The organism is Erythrobacter sp. MTPC3 (assembly GCF_042854385.1).
In the GTDB taxonomy this organism is placed as follows: domain Bacteria; phylum Pseudomonadota; class Alphaproteobacteria; order Sphingomonadales; family Sphingomonadaceae; genus Erythrobacter.
In genome coordinates, this window is record NZ_BTGP01000006.1 from 76798 (window position 1) to 97917 (window position 21120).

Here is a 21120-nt window from a genome sequence, read left to right on the forward strand (position 1 = left end):
CGTCCCTCCGGATCAGTCCGGCGTGCTCGTAAAGTGTGTCACCAGCTTTCCGAGACCAAGGAAGTTGGAGCCTTTGACCAGTACCACATCGCCGTGGGTCAGGCCGAATTGCTCTAGCTGTGCGATGGCCTCGGCACTGTCTTGGCAATGGTCGAAGCCGGGCACAAAGCCAAGCGGGTCGGCGGTCCCTTTCCCCAGCTGTGCAGCCAGATGGCGCATCTCTTCGCCCACCAGAATGACGTGATCGATCTTGGCATCGCCAATCGGTTCGGCAAGTTGCGCGTGAAAGCGCGGGGAAAAATCACCCAGTTCGCCCATGGTGCCCAACACTGCAATGCGGCGGTGTGCCGGGGTCTGGCCAAGCTGGCGCAGGGTCGCGCGCATAGAAGAAGGGTTGGCGTTATAGCTTTCATCCAGCATCAACGCTTTGCCGCCAGCAACCTCGATATCCAGCCGCGCACCGCGACCTTTCAATCCGCCCATTTCCGCAAGGGCCAATCCCGCCGCCGCAAGATCGCCGCCCGCCGCGCGCACTGCCGCCATGACACCAAGCGAGTTGCCGATCCAGTGTTCGCCCGGTTCTGCCACGGTATAGCAAAGCCGCTGATCGCCCATGTCGACTGTGACAAGCGACCCGCCGCTCGCCACGGGAATGGCATCGAGCAATCGCACATCGGCATCGGCGCTGCGGCCAAAGGTAACGATGGTGACACCCAGCGATTTTGCGTGGCCGATCATGCGCGCAGTGTGCTCGCTATCGGCGGGAATGATCGCGGTGCCGCCTTTTGCAAGGCCGGTGAATATTTGCGATTTTTCGTCCGCAATCGCCTCTTCACTGCCGAGATGTTCGATGTGAACTGGGGCAATGGTGGTGATGAGCGCGACATCGGGGCGCACGTGCTCGGTCAGCGGCGCGATTTCGCCTGCATGGTTCATGCCCATTTCAAACACGCCGAATTTGGAGCGCGCTGGTAGCCGTGCAAGGCTTAAAGGAACGCCCACATGGTTGTTATAACTGCGGACGCTGCGGTGTGCTGCGCCCCTGCTGGACCGGTCGAGTGCGCTGAAAATCGCCTCTTTCACGCCGGTTTTGCCAACCGATCCAGTGATCGCAATCCGCGTGGCAGGCGAACGATCGCGCGCCGCATGGGCGAGATCGTGCAGCGCCTTTGTTGTGTCTTCGACCAGCACATGCGGATAATCGACCGGGCGGTCCACGATGGCGGCAACCGCACCCTTGTTAAAAGCGGCGGCCAGGAACTTGTGCCCGTCCATCGCCTCCCCTTTGAGAGCGACGAATACGTCGCCGGGGCGCACATCGCGCGAATCCATTTCGATACCGGAGGCCCGAAAATCGTGGCTGGCCGTCCCGCCGGTCGCCTTGGCAATCGCGGCAGCATCCCACAGCGCGAGCGGCAATTCGTCGCGGCGGTCGGCGGGCCAGGCGCGCAGCAATGCGTGGGCCGCGCTCATGACGCGCCGCCCGAGGCAAATTGCGCCGCGCATTCACGTGCGACCTGAACATCGTTGAACGGCAATACCCGCATGTTGTCTCCCGACCCGATTATCTGGCCCTCTTCGTGGCCCTTGCCTGCGATTAGAATAATGTCGTTTGGTCCCGCCTGAGCGATGGCCGAAGCGATGGCTTCGCGCCGTCCGCCAATTTCCGAAGTATTTGAACCCGCGCCCGACAGAACAGCCTGCCGGATCGCGGCAGCATCTTCGCCGCGGGGATTATCGTCCGTCACAATGACGAGGTCTGCGTTTTTCGAAGCGGCCTCTCCCATCGGAGCGCGTTTGCCCGTGTCACGGTCACCGCCTGCGCCAAAAACTGCGATCAGCTTTCCGCCTCTATCCGCGCTCACATGCGGACGCAGGGCAATAATTGCCGCCTCCAGAGCGTCCGGCGTATGCGCATAATCGACGTAAACGGGCGCGCCGGTGGCAGTGATGACCGCACGCTCCAATCGCCCGCGCACAGGTTGCAAGCGGCCAATGGCATCGAATACCTGCGAACGATCTGCCCCGCTCGCCAGCGCCAGTGCAGCGGAAACGAGTGCGTTTGCCGCTTGATACGCGCCAATCAGCGGCAGTTTGATAGTGTAGCTTTCCCCGTCATGCTCGATCGTCAGCGTCTGACCCAGCTGGGTGGCTTCGCGCGCGGAAAGGCGGAGGAATTCACCCTGCTCGCCCACGGTAAGCACGCGCAAGTCCTGCGCCCTGGCGTGATCGATGGCGCGGCTGGACCAGTCATCGCTGCCCTCGCCATGCCAGATTACCGCAGGTGCGCCCGCGTCGACCACTTCGCCAAACAGCCGCATCTTGGCGGCGAAATATTCCTCCATTGTGCCATGATAATCGAGGTGATCGCGGCTGAAATTGGTGAAGGCAGCGGCGCTGACCGGCAGACCTTCATTGCGGAACTGCGAAAGGCCGTGGCTGGATGCTTCATAGGCGACATGGGTTACGCCTTCCCGCGCGAGGCCGCTCATATTGGAAAGGAACGTGACGATGTCCGGCGTCGTCAGTCCGGTGGAGACGCTGCCATCGGGCGTGGTCACACCCAGCGTGCCGATACTGGCCGCGCGCTCTCCGCACATGCGCCAAATCTGCCGGGTCATTTCGGCGCATGAGGTTTTGCCATTGGTGCCGGTGATCGCGGCGATATGCGGCGGCACTGGCGTGAAAAATTGCGCCGCCAGCAGCGCAAATGTTCGGCGCGGCTCTTCGCTGCTTACATGCAGCGCGCCTTCGACTGCGGCCTCTGGACGGGCAACAACCGCGACTGCGCCTGCCTCAATCCCGTCGGCGATAAATTCCTCGGCATTGAAATTGGCGCCCTGAAACGCGCCGAAAACCGTGCCAGGCGCGATTTTGCGGTGGTCAATGGCGAAGCCGGTGACGCGCAGGTCGCCTGCCGCCTCAACCCCGTCCAGTCCGGCACGCGCCATCAAATCGGCCAGCTTCATTTGCGCTTCTCAACCAGATACCGAAGGTCGGAGATATCGACGTCGCGGTTCGCATCGGGCCGCACACCCAGCATCGGGCCAATGCGCGGGACCAGCCGCCCGACAACAGGCGCAGCGTTAAACGCGGCGGTCCGCTGAAAAGAGCTGGCGACCGTGCCGCGCGGCTCATCAATCATCGCAACCACGACATAGCGCGGGCGGTCCATCGGGAAGGCGGCGGCGAAAGTAGAGATAATCTTGCGCTGGCTGTACCGGCCATTGCTGGGCTTTTCCGCAGAGCCAGTTTTGCCCCCGACCCGAAAGCCCGGAGCATCGGCGCTGCGGCCCGTTCCATAGATCGAGATCATGCGCAGCATCTGGCGCATCCGTGAAGAGGTCGATGCCTTGAAAACGCGCTCTCCGCGCGGCACATCGGCGGCGCTCAGCTTATGCAGGGTTGCAGGGCGCCAGATACCGCCATTGACCATCGCCGCATAGGCATTGGCGAGATGCAGCGGTGTCACGGCTAGCGAGTGGCCATAGCCGATCACCATATTGGTGTGGCGATTGGCCGGGTCTTGCGGCCATAGCGGTTTGCCGCGCGCCGGCAGTTCAATGAACGGCCGCTTGTCCATGTTCAGGTCAACCAGCAGTTGCTGCATGCGTTCCGTGCCCAGCTTGTCCGCGATCCGCGCGGTCACGGTGTTCGATGAATAGATCAGCGCCTGCGGCACGTTCAGGACTTCGCCCTTGGGTTTGAGATCGCGGATACGGCGTTTGCCAACCTCTACCGTGGTCGCATCCCAGTCCCGTCCCAGATCGCGCACGATACCGGCGTCGATTGCTGCGGCGACTGTCAGCGGCTTGAACGTCGAGCCAAGTTCATACGCGCCGTTGGTCGCGCGGTTGAAGACATTGGGCGCACCATCCGCGCCAACAACATTGGGGTCGAATTCCGGAAGCGAGGCCATCGCCATGATCTCGCCCGTGTCGACATCCAGCACGATGCCCGCTGCACCCAGCGCATCGGTTGCCAGCATTCCGCGTCGCAGCTCATCCTCAAGCGCGCCTTGCACCCGGACGTCGATTGACAATGCAACAGGATCGCCGCGCAGGTCCGGGTCCGACAGGCGCTCTTCCAGCACCTGCTCCATGCCGATTTTGCCGCCTTGCTGTTCGACCACATAGCCAAGCACGTGCGCCGCCAGCGATCCCTGCGGATAATGACGATCCGTTTCCTGCGGGAATTGCAGCGCGATCTCGCCCATTTCAAACACACGGTTTGCATCTTCGGGCAGCACGCGGCGGCGCAGGTAACCGCTTTTGCCGCTCGCCAGCCGCTTGGCCGTTTTGGCCGCATCCATATCGGGGAAGATACTCGCCAGTTTCGCCGCCACGTCCTCTGGATCGCCCACCAATGGAGAGCCGCCATCGCCCATCGCATCGGGATCATACCACAGAGCGTAGGCGGGAAACGCCCGCGCCAGCGGTGCGCCATTACGGTCAGTGATCTCTCCGCGCGGCGGAAGCAGTTGATCAGCAAGGCTGGACTGCGTCGGCGCCGACCCGGCAAAGCCAAGCCAAGTGATGCGCAGGATCGCAGTGACGGCCACAGCAGTAAATATCGCCGCGATCAAAAGCACCCGCAAACGGGCGGTAAGCAGGGATTGGAAACGCAATTGCACCAGCTGAACACGGCCCGCCGGGATCGCCGGACCTTGCGCCGCGGCAAGGCCTGCGCCCGGTCTGCCTGTCTGGGCTGACCGCGGTTCATCCGCAAAGGCAAATCCCAAAGCGGGGCTTATCGCATTCATTCGCCGCCGACCGCTTCACTGGCGAGGCTGGCGCTGGCCGATGTGCGGGCATTCGCCGCGCGGATCGGTGACGCCTCGATCAGGAAATCCCCGAATGCATCGGCGATGACGGTGCTGGCATCCTCTTCAACCGCAGCAGAAGCGAGCGTGATGGGCGCACCGGTGATGGGCGAGACCATTTCGCGCGGTTCCGCAGCCATTTCGGCGTCCACGCCGGTATCGGCGCGCGCAACGCGGATCTGGCGCGGCGCATCGGGGCCAAGCGGCTGACCAAGGCTGGCGAGTTGACGCTCCCCTTCGAGATATTGGTCGGCACGCGGCGCTTCGAATCCGAACTCGACCGAATTCCAGTTGGCAAGCTGGCGCTGGCTGGCGCGTGTTTCGAATTCGGTTTCCAGCAGCTTTGCCTGCCGTTCCAGCGAAACGATCTCCCGCTCTGCAAGCAGCACTTCGCTTTTCACCGCGTGAACCCGCAGGCTCAGCACCACGAACAGCGATATGCAAACCGCCAAAAGAGCAACCCAGCCGAGCGAGCGCATTTGAGTGGACGTTACGATCATGCCGCTATCTCCTCATCGTGCTGGCGCGCAGGTGCGCTGGTGCGAACCGCGTGGCGCAGCGTTGAAGACCGCGCGCGCGGGTTGCGATCAATTTCGGCCTGCGATGGCCGGATCGCCTTTGAAACCTTGGTAAAAACCGGATCGGGTCCGGGAATTTCACCCGGCAGATGGCGCGACACAGCGCGGCCAGCGCCCGACGCCTGTTTGAAAAAGCGTTTGACGATGCGGTCTTCGAGGCTGTGAAAGCTGACCACGGCCAGAACGCCGCCCTCTTTCAGCAGCGCCTCTGCCGCAGATAGGCCAGCGCGAAGCTCCCCCAGTTCATCGTTCACATGGATCCGAACCGCCTGAAATGTGCGGGTTGCCGGGTCTTTCTTGTCATGCGGTTTATGTCCCAAGGCGCGGCGCACGACGCGGGCCAGTTCGCCTGTCGTTTCCAGCGGGCGAGCGGCGACAATGGCGCGGGCAACGCGGCGCGACTGACGTTCTTCGCCGTATTCGTAGAGCACGTCTGCAATCGCTGCTTCGTCGGCATTGTTCAGGAAATCGGCGGCGCTCTGCCCGTCCTGGCTCATGCGCATGTCGAGCGGGCCGTCATTGGAAAAGGCAAAGCCGCGCGCGCCCTGATCCAGCTGCATCGAAGACACGCCGATATCCATGACCACCGCATCGACCTGGGGGACACCGATGCGTTCCAGCTCTGCCTGCATTTCGGAGAAACGTTCGGCATGGAGGGAAAGCTGGCCGCCATATTTCTGGACCATCGCTGCGCCCTCGCGGATCGCATCGGGATCGCGGTCAAACGCATAGACACGTGCACCGCCGTCCAGCAGCGCGGCGGAATATCCGCCCGCACCAAAGGTCGCATCGACGACAGACAGCCCTTCGCGCGGAGCGATGGCCGCAACGACTTCATCGAGCAGGACGGGGATGTGAGGCGCGCCGGTCATTTGCCCGCCCCTTTCTTTGCCGCTTTGGCCGCAGCCTCTTTCATCAGGCTGGCGCAGCTGACCTGCGCCCCGCGAAAGCTTTTATCCATGCGGGCCAGTTCATCCGGGTTCCAGACGAAGAAGAACTCGCCCGCGCCGTGGAAATACAGACCGCCATCGACATTGCCGAGATCGCGCAAGTGATCGGGCATGACGAAACGCCCGCTGTCATCAAAGGGCAGCTGTTCAAAACCGAACAATTGCTGGGCGCGGATATCGCGGTCGAACTCGGTCAGGTTCATACGGGTCGCGCGCTCTTCTTCGCGGTCGAGCTGTTTGTGCAGCTCATCAATGCGCGACAGGCCGAACCCGATCAGGCAGTCGAATTTTTCGTGAGCGGCAAGGCACAGTGTTTTGCTGCCGCCGGAGCTATCCTTGACCGCTTTGCGAAAGGCTGGCGGCAGGACAAAGCGACCCTTATCGCCCGCAGGCGAATAGGCTTTTCCGCTATATGTCCCGAGCGCAGACACGGCTCCCAACTCCCTTTCTCCCCGGTCGGCCCACCCCTGTGAAAGGCCGATTGCGGCAAACACAGCTTCCCCATCACCACCCCCGCGCAAACGGAGGCAGCGCGGCGAACCAGACGGACGACGCGGGGCAAACAGCTATGTTTGATAGAACACGGTAATATCGGGGATCACAGTATGATGAAAGGGCTTTTTGCGGGAAATATAGGGATTAAACGGAAAGTATCTGATTTATATAGGTTTCTTTGGATAATCAGTATGCTTAATACACCCGCAAAAACCCGCCTCTTCCCGCACTTTCCCGTAGGAAACCGCGGCAATCCCCTCAAATCCTGCGAAATTCGGCTCGATTCCCAGCCCGGAGTCGCGCAGCGGCCGCCCGATCCCGTATTTTCCCCAGCAGCGCCTCAGTCGAATGCAAAGCCGAGAAGTGCATGAATAATCTCGCCGTTTTGCCCGGCGAGCTCGGGATGCTCGAACACAGCGGCATCGGCCACCAGCGTTACCTGCCCGTCGCCCACTGCGCATTTGGCCACGGCATTTCCTGCGATAATCTCGCAGTCGGCAGCAGCTGCATCGGTCACGGTCAAATCGCCGCCCTGCATGATGGTTATCGCACCCTCGCCCAATGGAACTTCGCGTACGCCTTGTGCAAACGTATCCTGCACGGTGAAGCTCATCGCCAATCCCCAACGCGCAACCACAGGGACGATCAGGGCGGTCGCGACCGGTCTTTGCGGATCGCCAAGCGGAAGGTCGTATTCGGCGGTGAGCGCAGGGTCGAGCACCAGCAGCAATTGCCCGCCGCCGCGCACCCATGCATCGAGCGCGGCATTGTCGGCCGGCGCAAGACCGCGCGGCTGGACGATCGCAATCTGGTCGAGGTTCGCGAGCGGGTCCGTATCCGGTTCGTCAGGCGACAGGGCGGCAATCGGTGTCAGCGTATCGAGCGGGACCAGATCGTATCGCTGTTCCAGCACCTCCCGCTGCCATGGAGTATCCGCCGTGCCCGAGGTGATTTGCGTGAAACTCGCGCCGAGCGGCCAGTAAAGCGGCAGGCTGGACATGACGCCCAGCGAAGGTTTTGCTGTCTCGGTCGCAGCAGCCGGATCAGCCGTCTCCGCTTCTGCCGCAGGACCGTTGCAACCGGGAAGAGCGAGCAGCGCGGCCGCTATGGCCAGCGCGCTAGCGCGAAGGTTCGACATCGGCGGGGCTTGCTGGTCGCTCTGGGGGCAGTTGCAACCCGGTTCCCGCATCACTCGTGGGCGCTGGCTGCGGCGTTGGCGAAGGCTCGGTCGGAATGTCGGGCACGACGCCTGCATCGACCAGAGGATCGCGCTGCGGCGCAGCTTCTGTCGGTTCGGTTGTCGGCGCGGCATCAGGCACGGCCTCCGCCTCGGTCAATTCGGCCTGACTGCCGATGATGCTTGCCAGACCGACCAGCAGCATCATCGCAAAGATGCCGAACAGCCCGACCTGAAGCCGCTGCAACGCTTCCGCCCGCGTCCCGCCAAGCGGTGCGTTTTCGGGAGCCCTACCTGTGCCGGGGGCACCAGTGCCGTCGCTCTCGATCACGCCGAAAAGTTTGCGTCTTGCCATGCGTGTCAGACTATCAGGCGCTATCGCCTTGCGCCAGCCAATCGAACACCGGCAGACCCTTCGCCGCTAACCACTCGGCGTTGTAGAGCGTCGACAGGTAGCGGAAACCTGTGTCGCACAGGATTGTCGCAACCTGCGGATTATCGCGCCCTTCGGCGGCCAATTGCTTGCCCAGCGCAATCGCGCCTGCGACATTTATGCCTGAGGACAGGCCGAGGCAAAGGCCCTCTTCGCGCAGCAGCCGCTCGACCCAGATCATGCCTTCCTCATCGGAAATGCGGAACTGCGTATCAATCGGCGCGCCTTCGAGATTGGCGGTGATGCGGCCCTGTCCGATCCCTTCAGCGACCGAAGATCCCTCGCCCTTCAATTCGCCGTGGGCGTAGTAATTGTAAAGCGCCGCCCCGTGCGGATCGGTTAGAGCGATGCGAACATCTTCATTCTTTTCTTTCAGCCCCATGCCCACACCGGCGATGGTTCCGCCCGTGCCTGCCGCGCAGGTGAAGCCGTCTATCTTGCCGCGGGTCTGCTCCCACAATTCCTGCGCCGTGCCCTCGATATGAGCCTTGCGATTGGCGACGTTATCGAACTGCCCGGCCCAGATCGCGCCCTCAGTCTCCTCGGCCATGCGGCGCGAGACGTGCTGGAAATGCGCAGGGTCGGCATATTTGGTCGGCGGAACAAGGACCAGCCGCGCGCCCAATGCCCGCAGCGTGTCCATTTTCTCTTTCGACTGGTTGTCCGGCATGACGATGACCGTCTTGTAACCGAGCGCGTTGGCGACCAGCGCAATCCCGATACCGGTGTTGCCCGCCGTACCCTCGATCACGGTGCCGCCGGGCTGCAATTCGCCGCGTTCTTCGGCATCGCGGATCATGTAAAGCGCCGCGCGGTCCTTTACCGATGAACCCGGATTGGCAAATTCGCACTTGCCCCAGATGTCGCAGCCAGCCGCCTCGCTTGGCCCGGAAAGGCGGACCAGCGGCGTATTTCCGATCAGGGCGAGTGTATCGCCGACAGGTTGAGTAATGTTCATAGCGTGGGAATTAGGCTGCTGCCCAACGTCCCGCAATCAACATTAATCTTCCGGCGCGATAGTCACCTTAAGCCCGTCGAGTTCCGGCGTCAGCGGGATCTGGCACGACAGGCGCGAATTTTCGGTGCGGTGCTCGGAGGATTCCAACAGATCGTCCTCATCTTCGCTCATGGCCGGCAGCTTGTCCGTTGCGCCGCCTGTCACGTGGATGTGGCACGTCGCGCAGGAACAGCATCCACCGCACAGCGCCAAGAGTTCGTCAAAACCATTGTCGCGAATGGCTTCCATCACGGTCAGGCCGTCTTCGACCTCGATTTCGCTGGTTTCACCTTCACGGCTGGTGACGACGAGCTTTGGCATAGGGTACGCTTCCTCTTTGGATTGGCATTGAACGCAAGAATGCGCGCTATCGGTAAAACAGCCGCGCTGCTAGGGCGTTCCGGCAGATAAGACAAGAATTCAGCCTCGCAAGCTAGGGAAAGTAAGAGTGGGCCTGACAGCACAGCAGATTAATTACGGGCTGGACGCTCTGGCGGATGAGGATGACCGGCTCGCGGCGGAATTGCAGCGCGTCGGCTATCCCGAGCCGCGCCAGCGGGACCGGGGGTATAAGACTTTGCTGAGGACAATCGTCGGCCAGCAAGTCTCCGTCGCCGCGGCAAGCTCTATGTGGAACAAGCTGGAGGCGGAGCTGGGCGCTGATTTCACGCCCGGCTGCCTGCTGGAACGGGATTTCGACACGCTGCGCGCCTGCGGATTGTCGCGCCAGAAACAGGGCTATGCCCGCAGCCTGTGCGAATTGGTGGAAGCGGGCGAGGTCAACTTCGAAGCGCTGCCCGAGGGCGACGAAGCCGCCATCGAGGAACTGACCCGGATCAAAGGCGTCGGGCGCTGGTCGGCAGAGATCTACCTGCTGTTCGCCGAGGGCCGCAGCGATATCTGGCCCGCAGGCGACCTCGCCGTGCAGGAGGGGGTAAAGCGCCTGCTGGAACTGGACGAGCGGCCCAAGGAAAAAGAACTGCGAGAGATTGGCGAGCAATGGTCACCGCACCGGGGCGCAATGGCGGTGTTCACGTGGCATTATTATGCGAACCCGGCGCTCTAGGGGCGCATGGGAAACGGGTGACACATTCTCCAACATGTCATGCGGTGCCTACAGGGTTAAACCGCTGATTTAGATGGATTACGCGGTGTAGGACACGGGTGACACTTGTCCAACACAGAACGCGCGCGCATCGGCAGCCGAGACGGCAAAAGACGGGGATCGACGATTTGAAAGAGCTGTCGCCGCGCTAGCCGATTAGCAAGGTGTAGGAAATCGAAGGTGTGGGGTTTTTGAGTTACCGGCATCAAGTAAATTTACCCGTTCTGACGGATTGAACGGCGGTCAGTTGGTGCGAAAACAGGCGTTTCCACATGTCATTGGCCCTTTACGATTTCGTCTGCGTTTAAGGTGTCTCGCTTAAAGGATGAAAAGCGGCTAGCTGCTTACGAATGTCACAAGGCCAAACGGATAACTCGATGAAATTTCCATGGAAATCGGCAGGGCTCTGGCTCCTGCGTTTAATCGCTATCTGCTTGATTGCCGGAACTCTTCTCAGCACGACCGATCTCAATCAATGGTGGGTGCGGATCTGGGATTTCCCGAGAGTTCAAATCCTGATCGTGACGATCCTTGCGGCGATTGGCCTCTGGTTCTTCGACCGTGGCTGGCGCCCTTGGCTGCCGCTGATTCTGGCGGGTCTGGGCGTGTGGCAAATATACAGGGTCTATCCCTACACACCGGTCGCAGGTGTCGAGGTTGCAAACACACGGCCCGGCGAAGAAAACGGGTGCTTCACGGTGCTCACGCTGAACGTGTTGCAAGACAACCGCGATTATCAGCGCACGGTAGAATTGATCCGCGATGTTGATCCCGACATCCTCTTTCTCATGGAAACAGATGAAGCGTGGGCCAATGCCATGGCTCCCGTCATGTCGGGCTATACCGGTCAGCTGCATCGTCCGCTGGACAACAAATACGGACTGATGTTCGCAACCCGCCTGCCCATGACCGACGCATCGATCCAGGATCTGGCGCAGAAAGATACGCCGTCGATTTTCGCAACGCTCATGGCGGGCGATGATGAATTCCGGGTCATCGGGCTTCATCCGCGCCCCCCGGTTCCAGATCAGGACACCGAGGAGCGGGATGCGGAAATCATCGCTGCTGCCGATAGGTCAAGAGAACTGGACATGCCGGTGCTGGCGATCGGTGATTTCAACGATGTGGCCTGGTCCGACACCACCGTACTGTTTCGAGAAATCGGCAGTTTCCTTGATCCGCGCATCGGACGCGGAACCTATGCGACATTCCCGGCTGATAAAACGTGGCTTGGCTGGCCGCTAGACCATCTGTTTGTAACGCGGGAATTTCTGCTCAAGAGCATGGATGTGGGCCAGCCGGTCGGTTCGGACCACCGCCCTGTCATCGCGCAGTTGTGCCTCAACCCAGCTGCGGCAGAACAGCGCAACGAAGAAATCGATGGTCCTGACGCGGAAAATGAACGCGAAGCAGATGAGGTTCAGGAAGAATTCGAGGAAGATGCAGCTGAGGACCGGATAGAAGGCGAAGCGGGTTAAGGGAGCGGAAGAAGTCGGCACTCGCGTGTGTCCGCACGTCCGCGGCCGAAGCGGTACCCAACCCCCTTCTCAAACGCCGCCCGATTGCATTTCTGCGCCGCGACCTTAGCTGTCACCCTTACCCAAGGGAGACACCATGACCGCTGCCAATACCGCTATCGACCAATTCCCGCTGATCCCGCGTGAGCACCTGTTCGGCAATCCGACGCGCGCTCAGGGAAAGATCAGCCCCGATGGCACTTGGCTTAGCTGGCTCGCACCGCTGGACGGTACGCTCAACATCTGGATTGCTCCGCGCGCAAATCCCGATGATGCAAAGGCGATTACAAACTCCACCGACCGACCGATCCGCGACCATTTCTGGGCGCCCGATGGCAAGAGCGTAGGGTATATCCAGGACAAGGGCGGGGATGAAAACTTCCTGCTTTACCGGATCGATATGGCGACCGGAGCGGAGACTTGCCTCACCCCGTTCGAGAATACGCGGGTGGATGTTGTTGGCGGATCTGAAACGCACAAGGACAAGGTGCTGGTCGGCCTCAACAACCGCGATCCGCAATGGCACGATGTTCACCTGCTCGACCTCAACACCGGCGATCTCACGCTGGTTTATGAAAACAACACCTATGCCGGGTTCATGGCCGACGACACGCTGACGCTGCGCATGGCGATGGCGCAGAATGACGCGGGCGGGACCGACTATTTCCGCTTTGCCGATGGCGCTGTCGAGGATGAGCCGTTCGAAAGCACGGCGATGGAAGATTCGCTCACCACTGCGCCCGCGGGCTACACCACCGATGGCTCGATCCTGTACTGGCTCGACAGCCGTGACCGCGACACCGCTGCGCTGTATGCGCAGGACACGGCCAGCGGGAAACGCTCCCTTATTGCGGAGAATGACAAGGCCGATATCGGAGGCACGATCCGCCACCAGCAGACAGGCGAGATATTGGCGTATTCGGCCAATTACCTTAAGACCGAATGGACCGCGCTCGACGACGATCTGAAAGCCTCGCTCGACTGGCTGCGCACCCAGTTTGAAGGCGAATACGGCGTCATGAGCCGCACCGATGATGACCGCATCTGGATCGTGTGGAACGATCCGCTGGGCGCACCGATTGCGACGCACATCTATGACCGCGATGTCGGCACGTTGACGCCGTTCTATGTCTCCCGCCCCGAACTGGACGGCGCACCGCTCCAGCCCATGCACCCGGTTGAGATTACGGCACGCGACGGGCTGACCCTGCCATCGTATCTCACCCTGCCAGCGGGCAGCGATGCGGACGGCACGGGGCGGCCAGCCGCGCCCGTTCCGATGGTCCTTCTGGTCCATGGCGGGCCGTGGGCGCGCGATACCTATGGCTTTAATTCGACCCACCAGATGCTCGCCAATCGCGGTTATGCGGTGCTGTCTGTCAATTTCCGCGGATCGACCGGCTTTGGCAAAGGCTTCATCAACGCGGGCAACAAGCAGTGGGGCCTCGCCATGCATGACGACCTGATCGATGCGGTCCGCTGGGCTGTGTCGGAGGGTATCGCTATCGAAGACAAGGTGGCGATCATGGGCGGGTCTTACGGCGGATACGCGACGCTGGCGGGCCTCGCCTTTACGCCGGACGTGTTTGCATGCGGGGTCGATATTGTTGGCCCGTCCAACCTCGAAACGCTGCTCGGCACTATCCCGCCGTACTGGGCGCCGATGGTGAAGATTTTTCACGAGCGCATGGGCAATCCCGAAACCGAAGAGGGACTTGCGCTTCTCAAGGCCGCCAGCCCGCTTCATAAAGCGGATGCCATCACCAAACCGCTGCTGATCGGCCAGGGCGCAAACGATCCGCGCGTCAAGCAATCGGAAAGCGACCAGATCGTCGGCGCGATGAAGGATGCAGGCATCCCCGTGACTTATGTGCTCTACCCTGACGAAGGGCACGGCTTTGCCAAGCCTGCCAACTCAATCTCGTTCTTTGCCGTGACCGAAAATTTCCTTAGCGAAACACTGGGCGGGCGGGCCGAGCCTTTGGGCGAGGTGCTGGAGCCTGCGACGGTCGAAATTGTGGAAGGCGCCGCTCACGTAAAGGGTCTGAAAACCGCTCTGGGGGAATGACAAACCGCGCAGCCCTCCCTAAACCGGTTGCAAATAGCAATTGAGGAGAGGGATCATATGAGCGCACAGGATCAGGCAGGCGAGCCGCGCCGCAGCATTTTCATAACCGGCGGCGCATCGGGCATCGGGCGCGCAACCGCGCGCTATTTCGCGGAACGCGGATGGTTCGTTGGCATTGCCGACGTTAATAATGCGGGCATGGAAGACACGCTCGGCCTGATCGAAGGCGGGTACAAATACGCGCACAAACTCGACGTGCGCGACCGGGCGGCGTGGGACGTTGCGCTGGAGGCGTTTGCCACCGCTGCGGGCGGGCGCATTGACGTGATGGTCAACAATGCCGGGATCGGAACCGGCGGGCCGCTGGCGGAACTGGAAACCGACGAAATTGACCGCTGCCTCGACATCAACCTTCGCGGGGTGCTTTACGGCGCGCAGGCGGTCTATCCCTACCTGCAAAAAACCGCGCCGGGATCCTGCCTCGTCAATATCGCCAGCGCAGCCGGGATCACCGGCGGCAGCGGGATGAGCGTTTACAGCGCGACCAAGTTTGCAGTGCGCGGCATCGCGGAAAGTCTGGACGCGGAATGGGCACCCGAAGAAATCAAGGTCTGTTCAATCTGCCCCAGCTTTATCGAGACACCGCTGCTGGACGGCACCGGCAATCGCCACTCGAACGAGCCGGTGCGCAAGCGTGTGCGCGCAGCAGGTCTGGAAATCACCCCGGTCGAAGAAGTCGCGGAAACGATCTGGAACGCCGTCCACGGCGACGGCCTGCATTATCTCGTCGGCAAGACCGCGCGCCAGCTGAATTTCACCAAACGCTGGATGCCCGGCCGAATCCGCAAACAACAGCGCAATGCAGCATCGCTGCTCGGTAAATAGTTACACTGCGATCTCGTCAATTGCGCGCGCCAGCTTGGCATCGCGCTGAGACAATCCGCCATCGGTTCCGGCGTCGTGCGTGGTCAATGTTATCTCGACCTTGGCATAGACGTTGAACCATTCGGGGTGATGGTCATGGGAATCGGCGAGCAGCGCTACGCGGCTCATAAAGCCCCATGCTTCGGAGAAATCGCCAAATTGGAAGGTGCGCTGGATCGCCTTGCCCTCGCGCGTCAGCTCCCAGTCGGGGCGATCAGCGAGCAGGGTTTCGCGCTCTTTTTCGTCGAGTTCGTGAACCTTAACCATCGGAGAGCTTTCCTTTAAGCGTTGTTGTGACAGGCGGTGCTTTTGCCTAACGCATGATTGCATGCAAAGTTCTGGCAAAATTTCAATTTCGGCAAACAAACTGGCGTGTCGCCGCGGTGACCGGCTGCTTTTTCGCGGCCTGTCCTTTGCTTTGAGTTCGGGCGAGGCGCTGCATGTGACCGGCGCGAACGGGACGGGCAAGACCACGCTGATCCGCGCGTTGGCCGGTTTGACCACGCCCTATGCCGGCGAAATACACTGCGAAGGCGCAACTGGCCTGCTGGATGAACGCACCGCGCTCGATCCCGACCAGCCGCTTGGAAAGGCGCTTCGCTTTTGGGAGCGGGTCGATGGCTGCGGCGATCCTGCGGGGGCGCGCCTGGTCATGGGGCTGGAGCCGCTGATGGACGTGCCGGTTCGCTATCTTTCGACCGGGCAAAGGAAACGTGCAGGCCTCGCCGCGCTGCTGTGCCGCAATGTCCCGATCTGGCTGCTCGATGAACCTTTAAGCGGGCTGGATGCGGCGGCGATCGATCAGGTCACCGCGCTGATTGCACTGCATGTCAGCGGCGGCGGCATCGCGCTGATCGCCTCACACCAGCCACTGGCGATCAAGGGGCTGCGCACACTGGCAATCGAGGATTACGCGCCCGCTAGCGAAAGCGAGACACCATGATCGGCGCGCTGCTTAAACGCGATCTTGGCAAATTCTTCCCCTTCGCGGGCGGAGGCGCAGCGTTGCCGGTCGTGTTCTTTGTCGCGGTGGCGATGCTGTATCCCTTTGCCGTGGGGCCGGATACAGAGCTGCTGGGCCGGACCGGAGGCGGCATCGTGTGGATCGCCGCTCTGCTCGCCGCAATCCTGCCGCTGGAAAAACTGGTGGCGCAGGACATAGAGCTGGGCGTGTTCGATCAGCTGAAACTGCGCGGCCTGACCGAAGAAGTGATGATGGCGGTGCGGCTGCTGGCGCATTGGCTCAGTTTTGGCCCGCCGCTGATCCTTGCGGCTTTTCCCGCCGCTGCGTTGCTCGCGCTCGACGGACCGACGCTGCACCTGCTGATTCTGGGGCTGCTGGCTGGCACGCCGGGCCTCGCAGCTATTGGGCTAATGATCGCAGCCCTAACCGCGAGCCTGCGCGCAGGCGCAGCCCTATCGGGCCTGCTCCTCATCCCCCTCGCCCTGCCCATCCTGATTTTCGGAGCGGGCGCGCTCGCTCGCGGGGATCAAGCAAGCCTCGGCTTCGTTGCTGCTATAAGTCTGGGGCTGGTGGCCATCGCGCCATTTGCCGCAGGCGCCGCAATCAGGGCTGCCAGGGACGTTTAAGTCACGGCGGCGCAGATCGCATAGATGAGCGAAAAACCGTACAAGACGGTGATCGTGACCAGAGCGCCAAGCTGAGTCTGACGTTTGAGCATGCCGCGTTGTTCGGCCTGAAACTGCACGATCTTCGGGATCAGCATGGGATCGCAGGTCAGCAAGGCCGTGTCGATCGCCGGCGCCGTGGTGTAGAACACCTGCAATTCGTGCAATTCGCGAAGCTCTAGGTGGGGATAGCGGGCGAGCAATTCGCCGGCCCGTAGTCTGAGTTCGGGATTTCCCTCCCGAAACTCGTTTATCGTTGTAGCCATCTTTGACTGTTCCGGGCGTACAAAAATGCGGACGCCCACGCGTTGCGGCGACTCACCACAACGCCCGCGATTTACTCCTGATTTTTGGATCCAGAAAGCAAATATTTCATGGGTCGCAGGGATAAAGCTTTCTTGCCGCTCGTTGCAGTGCTGGGTCCAGCAAGCAGGGGTAGAGGACAAGTGTTAAAACCCGAAGATCAGATCGCCGCAAATATCAGATTGCGGCGGATCGGGAATATGCTGCTGCTGTTCACAGTGATAGCGTTTGGCGCGAAGGCGCTGATGCAACCGGAAACGCAGGAGCGATACACGCCGTTGGTGATCTTTCATGCGGCGACGATGCTCACATGGCTGGCGCTGTTTGCGAACCAGGCCTCTCTCGCCGCATGGAAAAAGTTTGGCCTGCATAAGCAGCTGGGCCGTGCATCCATCGCACTGGTCGGGGCGATGCTGGTTTCGGGCGTGATTATCTCTTGGAACATTGGCGCAGAGCTTGGCCGGTTCGAAGTGACAGTGGTCAACATCGCGGCATTTGTGACGTTCATCCCGCTCTATTTTGCCGCGCTGCATTTCGCCAGACAGCGCCGCATCCACGCGCACCGGCAGGCCATGCTGATCGGAACGCTGGCGCTGATGACCCCCGCCTATGCCCGTATTGTGCAAGTGATGGGCCTACCCGATCCAGTCGCCATTGGGGTGCAATTGCCGATCACGATCCTGATCGCGCTGAGTTACGAGATGATCACCATCGGCCGCCTGACGCCCGAAACCAAAGCGATGCTGGTGTTCTCGGTGGCAGTTATTGCAGTGATGGTGGCGGTTTTGGCCGCGTTTTTCCTGCCGCTTTAATAAGGCGGCTTGTCGCGTCCCGTCGGGCTTTTGGTGAAAATCTCCACGCCGTCATCCGTGATTGCGAGCGAATGTTCAAACTGCGCGGATAGCGATTTGTCGCGGGTTACCGCCGTCCAGCCGTCGCCCAGCACTTTCGCCCATGGCTTGCCGAGGTTGATCATCGGCTCGATTGTGAAAAACATGCCGGGTTTCAGCTCCGGCCCTGTGCCCGCTTTCGCCGCGTGGACCACTTCGGGTGCATCGTGGAACAACCGGCCCAGACCATGGCCGCAAAATTCGCGCACCACGCCGTAACGGAACTGTTTGGCATGCGCCTCAATCGCGGCGCCGATATCGCCCAGCCGCGCGCCGGGTTTGCCCGCCGCTTCGATGCCCAGCATCAGGCAGTCATAGGTGACATCGACCAGCCGCTTTGCCTTGATCGATGGTTCGCCTGCAAAATACATGCGGCTCGTATCGCCGTGCCAGCCATCCAACAGCGGAGTGACATCCACATTCAGGATGTCGCCCTCTTTCAGCACCTTGTCCGATGGGATGCCGTGGCAGATCACGTGGTTGATCGAGATGCAGCTGGAATGCGCATAGCCGCGGTAGCCGAGCGTCGCGGGAACCGCGCCTGCATCCAGCGTCATTTCACGCACGCGGTCATCGATCTGCGCAGTCGTGACGCCGGGCACCACCAGATCGGCAACTTCATCAAGGATGGTTGCAGCCAGCCGTCCGGCTTTCCGCATCCCTTCGAAGCCTTCTTCGGTGTGCAGCTTGATCGTGCCGTCGCGGTAGACGGTGTCGGTGCTCTCTACGAGTTGATATTCGGTCATCCGGGTTATGTAGCGCGGGTTGCCGCCAATTTCTACTTTGCTGGCGCAAAAGCATCGCGGTAGGCGGGTTCCACTGCCTCCAGAATGGCGGCGGACACAGGCAGGGTCAGCTCGTAATCCCCCTCTGCATACGGGCCTGCGACATAGGGGCCGTAATAAACGCCGATGCGGTCGAATTTGGCGCCGCTGGAGGAACCGAGGAAAATCACCGCTTCGGCAATATCGACGCATTGGTTGGGCCAATCGGTTGCGACCACAGGCACCGGCTCTCCGCGCCGTTCCTCGCGCTCCTTATTCAGCATCGCGCAGGCCCGGTCCCCGATTGCATCGTCAAGCGCGGCGGGGGAGGTAAAGAACTGCACAGGGTCGATGGACCGGCCCGCCTCCCGGTCCCAGATGATTGAACCGCGCCCGAAATTGCCATGCGCCCCGCCGGTATAGGTGTAGATCGAACTGGAAAGGCTCAGAAACCGGTCAGTGTCGGCCACCACGCTCCATTCCGCTTCGTATGTGGCGGTGCGGCACGATGCCGAATCGGGCGGGCAGGATGCGCCCATATCGGCCCACAATTCCTGCTGTTCGGTAAGCTGCGCGGTGCGCTCTTCCTCCAGCACTTCGGCCAAAGCAGGGATCGCCGCGACCTGTTTGGGCCATGTATACAGGAACCTGCGCTGGGCACCGCCCTCCTCTTCTGTATCTTCGAACCGGAACGCGCCTTCGGCCACCGGCTTTGGCGCGTCCGGCACTGCCTGCGCGCTGGCGCTGGCGATGGAGGCGGTTTCGGCAATTGCGACACCGACATCCTCGCCCATCTCTTCGGGAGAGGAGCACGCCGCCAAAGCTGTCAGAGCCGCCAGTGCCGCGCCTCCGATCAAACCGTTCCGCATTATCCAGCCCTTTCGCCGTAAAATCTCCGCGTGACATGCGCCGCGCCGTCACTACTTGGGAGAGTATGACCGATATCAAAGACCTGATCCAGCCCGATCGCGGCCAAGATGCCGTTGCCATCCACCTCGTGAACAAGGAGGGGTATGACGAATTCGCCAAATCGCTCTCGGCAGGCCAGCGCGCCAGCCTCACCGCGCAAAAATTCGATGGAAGCGGTTATCAGGTGGGCATTGTGCCCGATGGCGATGGGTATTTTGCAGTCGGCAGCGTCGCCGATCCGAAAGAGCTTTCCAGCTGGTGCCTCGCCAAACTTGCCGAAGACTTACCGGAGGGCACTTACCGCCTCGCCGGCGAAGCGGCGGAGACGGGCGCTGGTCCGGCGATGTTCGGCTGGCTGACCGCGCAATACCGGTTCACCCGGTACAAGGATGACGATGGCGCGCAGGGACCGCGCATCCTGCTGACCGGCCAGCCGGGACGAATTGATGCCGCCGTCGCGGAAGCGGAAGCGGAAATGCTGGTGCGCGATCTCGTCAACACCCCTGCCGAGGATATGGGCCCGGCCGCTTTGGAAGCAGAATGTGAAAAGCTCGCCAAGGCGTATGGCGGCACGCTTAACGTGGCGAAGGGGGATGCGCTGGAACAAGGGTATCCGATGGTCCACGCCGTGGGCCGCGCCGCCGCGCGCCATCATGCCCCGCGCATCATGCACCTGACATGGGGCAGTGAAAGCGATCCGGTGCTGGCGATCGTCGGAAAAGGCGTGTGCTTCGATTCCGGTGGGCTGGACGTAAAGCCGACATCGGGAATGCGCCTGATGAAGAAAGATATGGGCGGGTCTGCCCATGCCATCGCGCTCGCCGGACTGATCATGAATGCCGGGCTAAAAGTGCGCCTGCACCTGCTCGTCCCGGCGGTTGAAAACGCGATTGCGGGCAATGCCTTTCGCCCCGGCGATGTGCTGGACAGCCGTAAGGGGCTGTCAGTCGAAATCCACAACACCGATGCCGAAGGGCGTTTAATCCTTGGCGACGCGCTGACCCGTGCGAGCGAGGAAAATCCCGAATTGATCATCGATTTCGCCACGCTGACCGGTGCGGCGCGCGTTGCGCTCGGCCCGAATTACGCGGCGATGATGGCGCGCCGCGATGAAACCGCGCAGGCGCTGATCGACGCGGGCAAAGCCAATGATGACGAACCGTGGCGGCTCCCGCTGCCAGAGGCGTACCGCGAATACCTCAATTCCGACATCGCCGATATCTCCAACGCGCAGACCAACCCCTATGCCGGGGCAAGCGTCGCGGGCCTGTTCCTCGACCGGTTTGTCGGCGATGACATTGACTGGGTGCATTTCGACACCTTCGCATGGCGCCCCTATGCAAAACCGGGCCGCGCCAAAGGCGGCGCTGCATACGGCCTTCGCGCAAGCTGGCACATGCTCAAAAACCGTTTTGGCAGTTAGGGTCAATTGAGTGCCCGAGAATGCCCTGTCGCCCCATACTTGCCCGCGCAAATGCTTGCGGCTAAGCGCGCTGGATTGTGCAGTCACCGCGCGGCCTATCGGGGTCAGAGCGGTGACAGCGGCGGGGCAAGAAGGT

22 protein-coding genes are annotated in these 21120 nt (G+C 61.4%); 8 read left to right on the plus strand and 14 right to left on the minus strand.

Features of this window, described 5'->3' with window-relative positions:
- Positions 1 to 12: 12 nt before the first annotated feature.
- From murF to ACGHU1_RS09775, 10 genes are all read right to left on the minus strand, one after another.
- Positions 13 to 1473 carry a UDP-N-acetylmuramoyl-tripeptide--D-alanyl-D-alanine ligase gene (murF, locus tag ACGHU1_RS09730; RefSeq protein WP_390586310.1) on the minus strand — a complete coding sequence of 487 codons (1461 nt, stop codon included), beginning with the start codon at positions 1471 to 1473 and terminating at the stop codon, positions 13 to 15.
- Positions 1470 to 2969: a UDP-N-acetylmuramoyl-L-alanyl-D-glutamate--2,6-diaminopimelate ligase gene (locus ACGHU1_RS09735; RefSeq protein ID WP_390586312.1), complete on the minus strand. Its 1500-nt coding sequence runs from the start codon at positions 2967 to 2969 to the stop codon at positions 1470 to 1472. The genes murF and ACGHU1_RS09735 overlap by 4 nt, the downstream gene beginning before the upstream one ends.
- The gene (locus ACGHU1_RS09740; protein WP_390586313.1) at positions 2966 to 4762 is read right to left on the minus strand and encodes a peptidoglycan D,D-transpeptidase FtsI family protein; all 1797 of its coding nucleotides are present in this window, start codon (positions 4760 to 4762) and stop codon (positions 2966 to 2968) included. The genes ACGHU1_RS09735 and ACGHU1_RS09740 overlap by 4 nt, the downstream gene beginning before the upstream one ends.
- Positions 4759 to 5322, minus strand: a complete 564-nt coding sequence (locus tag ACGHU1_RS09745; protein WP_390586315.1) for a hypothetical protein — start codon at positions 5320 to 5322, stop codon at positions 4759 to 4761. The genes ACGHU1_RS09740 and ACGHU1_RS09745 overlap by 4 nt, the downstream gene beginning before the upstream one ends.
- Positions 5319 to 6272: a 16S rRNA (cytosine(1402)-N(4))-methyltransferase RsmH gene (rsmH, locus tag ACGHU1_RS09750; RefSeq protein WP_390586318.1), complete on the minus strand. Its 954-nt coding sequence runs from the start codon at positions 6270 to 6272 to the stop codon at positions 5319 to 5321. The genes ACGHU1_RS09745 and rsmH overlap by 4 nt, the downstream gene beginning before the upstream one ends.
- Entirely contained in the window at positions 6269 to 6781 is a 513-nt protein-coding gene (locus tag ACGHU1_RS09755) for a division/cell wall cluster transcriptional repressor MraZ (RefSeq protein ID WP_390586319.1), read from the minus strand. Before ACGHU1_RS09755 ends, rsmH begins: the two co-directional genes overlap by 4 nt.
- Positions 6782 to 7185: 404 nt before the next feature.
- On the minus strand, positions 7186 to 7983 hold the full coding sequence (locus tag ACGHU1_RS09760) for a hypothetical protein (protein WP_390586322.1): 798 nt from the start codon (positions 7981 to 7983) through the stop codon (positions 7186 to 7188).
- Positions 7964 to 8377: a hypothetical protein gene (locus ACGHU1_RS09765; protein ID WP_390586324.1), complete on the minus strand. Its 414-nt coding sequence runs from the start codon at positions 8375 to 8377 to the stop codon at positions 7964 to 7966. Before ACGHU1_RS09765 ends, ACGHU1_RS09760 begins: the two co-directional genes overlap by 20 nt.
- A 13-nt stretch (positions 8378 to 8390) precedes the next feature.
- Positions 8391 to 9413 (minus strand): cysteine synthase A, encoded by a 1023-nt coding sequence (locus tag ACGHU1_RS09770; protein ID WP_390586326.1) that lies wholly within the window; start codon positions 9411 to 9413, stop codon positions 8391 to 8393.
- A gap of 42 nt (positions 9414 to 9455) precedes the next feature.
- A complete protein-coding gene (locus tag ACGHU1_RS09775; protein WP_390586328.1) occupies positions 9456 to 9773 on the minus strand; it encodes a 2Fe-2S iron-sulfur cluster-binding protein in 318 nt (105 codons plus the stop codon).
- A 127-nt stretch (positions 9774 to 9900) separates the two neighbouring features.
- On the opposite strand from ACGHU1_RS09775, the gene ACGHU1_RS09780 reads away from it, so the two are divergent.
- From ACGHU1_RS09780 to ACGHU1_RS09795, 4 genes are all read left to right on the plus strand, one after another.
- Complete coding sequence (locus tag ACGHU1_RS09780) at positions 9901 to 10518, plus strand: DNA-3-methyladenine glycosylase family protein (protein ID WP_390586331.1); 618 nt, start codon at positions 9901 to 9903, stop codon at positions 10516 to 10518.
- 416 nt (positions 10519 to 10934) lie between these two features.
- Positions 10935 to 12035 carry an endonuclease/exonuclease/phosphatase family protein gene (locus tag ACGHU1_RS09785; protein WP_390586333.1) on the plus strand — a complete coding sequence of 367 codons (1101 nt, stop codon included), beginning with the start codon at positions 10935 to 10937 and terminating at the stop codon, positions 12033 to 12035.
- 136 nt (positions 12036 to 12171) lie between these two features.
- Positions 12172 to 14142 (plus strand): S9 family peptidase, encoded by a 1971-nt coding sequence (locus tag ACGHU1_RS09790; protein WP_390586335.1) that lies wholly within the window; start codon positions 12172 to 12174, stop codon positions 14140 to 14142.
- Positions 14143 to 14199: 57 nt separating this feature from the next.
- Positions 14200 to 15027: an SDR family oxidoreductase gene (locus ACGHU1_RS09795; RefSeq protein ID WP_390586337.1), complete on the plus strand. Its 828-nt coding sequence runs from the start codon at positions 14200 to 14202 to the stop codon at positions 15025 to 15027.
- On the opposite strand, the gene ACGHU1_RS09800 is transcribed toward ACGHU1_RS09795, so the two are convergent.
- Positions 15028 to 15333, minus strand: a complete 306-nt coding sequence (locus ACGHU1_RS09800; protein WP_390586338.1) for a 4a-hydroxytetrahydrobiopterin dehydratase — start codon at positions 15331 to 15333, stop codon at positions 15028 to 15030.
- A 61-nt stretch (positions 15334 to 15394) separates the two neighbouring features.
- Here ACGHU1_RS09800 and ccmA point away from each other — a divergent pair, with 61 nt between their 5' ends.
- The gene (gene ccmA / locus ACGHU1_RS09805) at positions 15395 to 16009 is read left to right on the plus strand and encodes a heme ABC exporter ATP-binding protein CcmA (protein WP_390586340.1); all 615 of its coding nucleotides are present in this window, start codon (positions 15395 to 15397) and stop codon (positions 16007 to 16009) included.
- Positions 16006 to 16656: a heme exporter protein CcmB gene (locus ACGHU1_RS09810; protein ID WP_390586342.1), complete on the plus strand. Its 651-nt coding sequence runs from the start codon at positions 16006 to 16008 to the stop codon at positions 16654 to 16656. The genes ccmA and ACGHU1_RS09810 overlap by 4 nt, the downstream gene beginning before the upstream one ends.
- Here the strand turns inward: ACGHU1_RS09810 and ACGHU1_RS09815 are convergent.
- Entirely contained in the window at positions 16653 to 16961 is a 309-nt protein-coding gene (locus ACGHU1_RS09815; protein WP_390586343.1) for a hypothetical protein, read from the minus strand. The genes ACGHU1_RS09810 and ACGHU1_RS09815 overlap by 4 nt on opposite strands.
- A 180-nt stretch (positions 16962 to 17141) precedes the next feature.
- Between ACGHU1_RS09815 and ACGHU1_RS09820 the strand changes: the two genes are divergently transcribed.
- On the plus strand, positions 17142 to 17810 hold the full coding sequence (locus ACGHU1_RS09820) for a hypothetical protein (protein ID WP_390586345.1): 669 nt from the start codon (positions 17142 to 17144) through the stop codon (positions 17808 to 17810).
- Here ACGHU1_RS09820 and map read toward each other — a convergent pair.
- On the minus strand, positions 17807 to 18634 hold the full coding sequence (gene map, locus ACGHU1_RS09825; protein ID WP_390586347.1) for a type I methionyl aminopeptidase: 828 nt from the start codon (positions 18632 to 18634) through the stop codon (positions 17807 to 17809). The two genes, ACGHU1_RS09820 and map, sit on opposite strands and share 4 nt — an antisense overlap.
- A 32-nt stretch (positions 18635 to 18666) precedes the next feature.
- Positions 18667 to 19521 (minus strand): PdaC/SigV domain-containing protein, encoded by an 855-nt coding sequence (locus ACGHU1_RS09830; RefSeq protein WP_390586348.1) that lies wholly within the window; start codon positions 19519 to 19521, stop codon positions 18667 to 18669.
- Positions 19522 to 19586: 65 nt separating this feature from the next.
- On the opposite strand from ACGHU1_RS09830, the gene ACGHU1_RS09835 reads away from it, so the two are divergent.
- The gene (locus tag ACGHU1_RS09835) at positions 19587 to 20984 is read left to right on the plus strand and encodes a leucyl aminopeptidase family protein (protein ID WP_390586350.1); all 1398 of its coding nucleotides are present in this window, start codon (positions 19587 to 19589) and stop codon (positions 20982 to 20984) included.
- Positions 20985 to 21120: the final 136 nt, after the last annotated feature.